This is a genomic window from Intestinibacter sp., from assembly GCF_051866655.1.
In the GTDB taxonomy this organism is placed as follows: domain Bacteria; phylum Bacillota; class Clostridia; order Peptostreptococcales; family Peptostreptococcaceae; genus Intestinibacter.
In genome coordinates this window covers 1-3,850 of the sequence record NZ_JBJDXL010000293.1, presented here as the reverse complement: position 1 = coordinate 3,850, position 3,850 = coordinate 1, and the positions used below count along the sequence as shown (strand labels likewise).

The 3,850-nt window shown below is 29.6% G+C and carries 6 protein-coding genes; 2 read left to right on the top strand and 4 right to left on the bottom strand.

What is annotated here, in order from left to right:
• From ACI3VO_RS08735 to ACI3VO_RS08725, 3 genes are all read right to left on the bottom strand, one after another.
• On the bottom strand, window positions 1-368 hold a 368-nt coding region (locus tag ACI3VO_RS08735), incomplete at its 3' end, for a 3-methyl-2-oxobutanoate hydroxymethyltransferase (RefSeq protein ID WP_439757546.1).
• Between the two features lie 24 nt (window positions 369-392).
• Window positions 393-1,133 carry a cyclase family protein gene (locus ACI3VO_RS08730; RefSeq protein ID WP_439757545.1) on the bottom strand — a complete coding sequence of 247 codons (741 nt, stop codon included), beginning with the start codon at window positions 1,131-1,133 and terminating at the stop codon, window positions 393-395.
• Between the two features lie 172 nt (window positions 1,134-1,305).
• A complete protein-coding gene (locus ACI3VO_RS08725; RefSeq protein WP_439757544.1) occupies window positions 1,306-1,815 on the bottom strand; it encodes a ferritin in 510 nt (169 codons plus the stop codon).
• A gap of 274 nt (window positions 1,816-2,089) precedes the next feature.
• Between ACI3VO_RS08725 and ACI3VO_RS08720 the strand changes: the two genes are divergently transcribed.
• Window positions 2,090-2,455: a YkvA family protein gene (locus ACI3VO_RS08720; protein ID WP_439757543.1), complete on the top strand. Its 366-nt coding sequence runs from the start codon at window positions 2,090-2,092 to the stop codon at window positions 2,453-2,455.
• A gap of 180 nt (window positions 2,456-2,635) precedes the next feature.
• Window positions 2,636-3,178, top strand: a complete 543-nt coding sequence (locus ACI3VO_RS08715) for a hypothetical protein (protein WP_439757542.1) — start codon at window positions 2,636-2,638, stop codon at window positions 3,176-3,178.
• 124 nt (window positions 3,179-3,302) lie between these two features.
• Here the strand turns inward: ACI3VO_RS08715 and ACI3VO_RS08710 are convergent.
• On the bottom strand, window positions 3,303-3,850 hold a 548-nt coding region (locus ACI3VO_RS08710; RefSeq protein WP_439757541.1), incomplete at its 5' end, for an aminotransferase class I/II-fold pyridoxal phosphate-dependent enzyme.

Below are 3,850 nucleotides of genomic sequence, written 5' to 3'. Positions count from 1 at the left end.
TGTTCGCAAACATCGGCACCACCTTCAAGCTTAACTACGTCTGCACCACCTTCTTTTATTAATCTACCAGCATTTTTTACAGCCTGCTCTGTAGAGACTTGATATGACATAAATGGCATATCTCCGACTATTAAGGCGTTTTTTACACCTCTTTTAACTGCTTTTATGTGGTGGATCATATCATCCATAGTAACTGATAGGGTATTTTCATATCCCAACATTACATTTCCTAGAGAATCACCGACTAATATGCTATTTACGCCAGCTTCATCCATTAGTCTAGCAGTTGAATAATCGTATGCTGTTAGCATAGTTAGCTTTTCTCCTGTTTCCTTTGCTTTTTTAAAAGTTGCTACTGTATTTTTCATACTTTTTAACTCCTTTTCAAAATATTATTTAGGGCAAACTGCAAAACATCTAGCTGTAAACCCGGCGCCGTTTTTAACCTTAGGGAAGGTAGTGAATATAAGTGCGCCTACTGCTGGGCATTTATCTAGGTTTTTAAGTAGCTCTATTTGAAATCTGCCTTTACTAAGTACGTAGTATTCGCCTACATATCCATCTACTGCAATTACTACTGGAGCATCTGTATCGCTTTGTTCGTGTCCTACTGCAGCTACATTTCTTTCTTCAATTAAAAATTTAAGTGCATCGATTCCCCAGCCAGGGTAGTGTTTATTTCCATCAGCATCTCTATTGTCCATCTTTTCAGACGTTTCTCTTTTGTACCAATCAGTTCTAAATGCTACGAAAGCTCCTTCTGGGATCATTCCATTTTCTTTTTCCCAATCTAGGATATCATCTTTAGTAAGTACATAATCGTGATTATCTGCAACAGCTTGGCTCTTATCTATTACACATAAAGGCATTACCATATCTTTTGGAGTAAAGCTTTCTAATGTATTAGCTCCTTGGACAAAGTGGACAGGAGCATCTACATGTGTTCCGTATTGACTTACTAATGTGTATTCATGTACTTGAAATATTGTTGTATCGAAGTCAAATGTTGTCTTCATAGACATATCTGGAAATCCGTCCCAATGAGGTGTGTTAGGACTAACTTCATGGCTTAATTCAACCCATGTACATTCTTTTTTCCATTCATTAAGTTGTTCCCATAGTTTTTTATTCATGTATAATCCTCCTTCTAATAATTTATCGAATATTCAATAAATTTAAAATATTATATTGATATAAGTGTATCACGATTTTACATAATGTAAAGCGAAAAAATTGTGAAATAAAAAAACTATAATTATCCGATAGTTGTAGATAATTATAGTTTCTTGTATTTAAAAATTAGTTTTATTGAGCAGTAGGAGCTACATAGACTCTTTGTGCCATTTCATCGTCTAACATATATAGAGCATGTGGATTATCTATGCATCTTTTAACTTTTTTCAATATAGTAGTGAAGTTATCTTCTTCTTCTACTTGTTCATCTATAAACCATTTTAAAAAGCTCATAGTAGCATGTTCTTTTTCGTCAGTTGCGATGTCCATTATGTTGTATATTCTCTTAGTAACTGTTTCTTCGTGAGCTAAACCAGTTTCAAATACTTCTACTAAGTCAGTATATGTTTCTTTTGGTTGGTCTATTTGACCAAGCACAACAGTTCCTCCTTTTTGGAATACATAGTCATAAAATTTCATACCATGATCGATTTCTTCTTTTGCTTGAACTCTAAAGAAATTAGCAAATCCACTTAAATCAATAGATTCACAGTAAGCTGCCATTGCTAGATAAGTATAAGAAGAATAAAGTTCAAAAGTGATTTGATCATTAATAGCATTTTCTAAGTTTTTACTTAACATAAAACTTACCTCCCAAAAATTAAAATTTAACATAACTATATTTTACAACATATTCCCAAAAATTTAAACTTCATAACGGAAATATATATTACGTCATTATTACGTTTTTCTTAAATATAAACTTAAAATATTGTAATTTTTTTGATAATTGAATACTATTAATATTAGGTGAAAATATTAATAATATTTGGCTATTAGCTTTAAAAAATATTAAAAAAAGAGTATAATTTTATAACGATATTAAGATTATATTTTTAAATACGAGGAGAAAAAAATGAATAGATTATTGGACTGGATTAAAAATGTTTTAGTTAGATTTAGAAAAGCAGGATTTGGGATATTTTTTATTAAAAACCTGTTTTTACTTCCTGATTTTTTTACTGATAAGGATTTAAATATTTTTTCAAAAATGAAGGTGACTTTTACATTTCTAATAACTTTGTTCTACTTTATGTCTAGTATTGATCTTATGCCAGAATTTTTATTTGGTGGGTTAGGATTTATCGATGATTTATTGATACTTATATGGGCAATAGGTTTGATAAATGAAGAGCTTTTAAACTATAAAATGCTTTTAAAAAATAGTCCAAAATCAAAAATAATTGAAGATGTAAATTGGGAAATCAAAGACGATATGTAATATATTGAAATTATTTTTAAATATTGCAAAAAAGTAAGATACTAAAGGACTATTTGTTGTTATAATTGTATATGGAGGTAAAAATAAATTTAAGTTAGTTTCTAAAAAAGTTATGTTGATTAATTATGTAAAATGGATCTAAATAGAAATTAGTAAATAGTTGTTAAACGGGGGAATTTTATGAAGAAGGTAAAATTATTAATTATTTATTTAATAGCTATTTGTGTATGTGGGTGCAGTCAGAGTTTTAAAGAGGATTTTTCTCAAATAGATGATGAGAAGGATGCTATAATAGCAGCATTTGGAGAATATAATTCAACAAAAGGTACAGGAGTAGTTTTAATAAATGAAAAAGAATACGAAAAAGATAGAACTTATATTTATTATATAGTTAGACCTCCTGCTTTAGAAAGCTATAAAAAAGCGTTAAAAGCAGAGAGCTCTAGTGAAAAACAGGAAGAAATTGTAAATGAAATGTATAGTAAAGTAGAGCAAGAGGCAAGTGAAGAGGTTTTAAACAAAATTGATAAGCTATACACCAATAAAAATATAGATAAAATTCGTATAGAGGTTGGTGTAGTTTGGCCTTACGGAAAACATAATTATACAAAGCCTGGAGAAAATGTTGTAGGAAAAAAAATTGCATATATAAAAACTTTTAACTTTACTAGACAAAACTATGCTGATATTTTAAAAAAATATAAAGAAAATATGGTAAGCTAAAGTATATATTTCTCAAAAGAAATTATTAATAATGGAATAATATATAAATAATAAGATTTATGTAAAAAAAATAAAAGCGAAGTTAGCAATAAATTTAATTGCCAACTTCGCTTTTTAGTTTTTATTATTTACAGTATTTATAAGTTAATTCACCTAGTATTTTTATTCCTTTGATTATATCTTCAGTAGATGGAGTAGAGAAATTCATTCTAAAGCTTTGACAAGGCATACTTGTATCAGCTAAGAAAGCAGTTCCAGGTACTAATGCGACTTTGTTTTCTAAAGCTTCACCTACAAATTTCATCATATCTACGCCTTCTGGTAGAGTTACCCAAACGAACATTCCACCTTCTGGTTTAGTGTATTTTACGCTTGGATGGAAGTTTTTAGCCATTTCATCTTGCATAACTTTATTTTTAGCTCCGTATATTTCTTTTAATTTTTCTATTTGAGCATCCATATCACAAGTAGCAAGAATTCTTTCGCATATTACTTGACTCCAAGTAGTACTATGTACATCGTTTAAGAATTTAACTTGTTTTAAAGGTCCTATGATTCCTGGTTTACCAACAGCACATGCTACTCTTATTCCAGGTGCTATTATTTTTGAGAAGCTAGCAGCGTATACTACTATACCTTCTTCGACGAATGATTTTATAGGAGCTACAGCTT

Excerpts from the sequence above, each read along its gene's own strand:
- ACI3VO_RS08720 (WP_439757543.1), top strand. The coding sequence starts at position 2,090 with ATGAATAGATTATTGGACTGGATTAAAAATGTTTTAGTTAGATTTAGA.
- ACI3VO_RS08715 (WP_439757542.1), top strand. The coding sequence starts at position 2,636 with ATGAAGAAGGTAAAATTATTAATTATTTATTTAATAGCTATTTGTGTA.
- ACI3VO_RS08730 (WP_439757545.1), bottom strand. The coding sequence starts at position 1,133 with ATGAATAAAAAACTATGGGAACAACTTAATGAATGGAAAAAAGAATGT.
- ACI3VO_RS08725 (WP_439757544.1), bottom strand. The coding sequence starts at position 1,815 with ATGTTAAGTAAAAACTTAGAAAATGCTATTAATGATCAAATCACTTTT.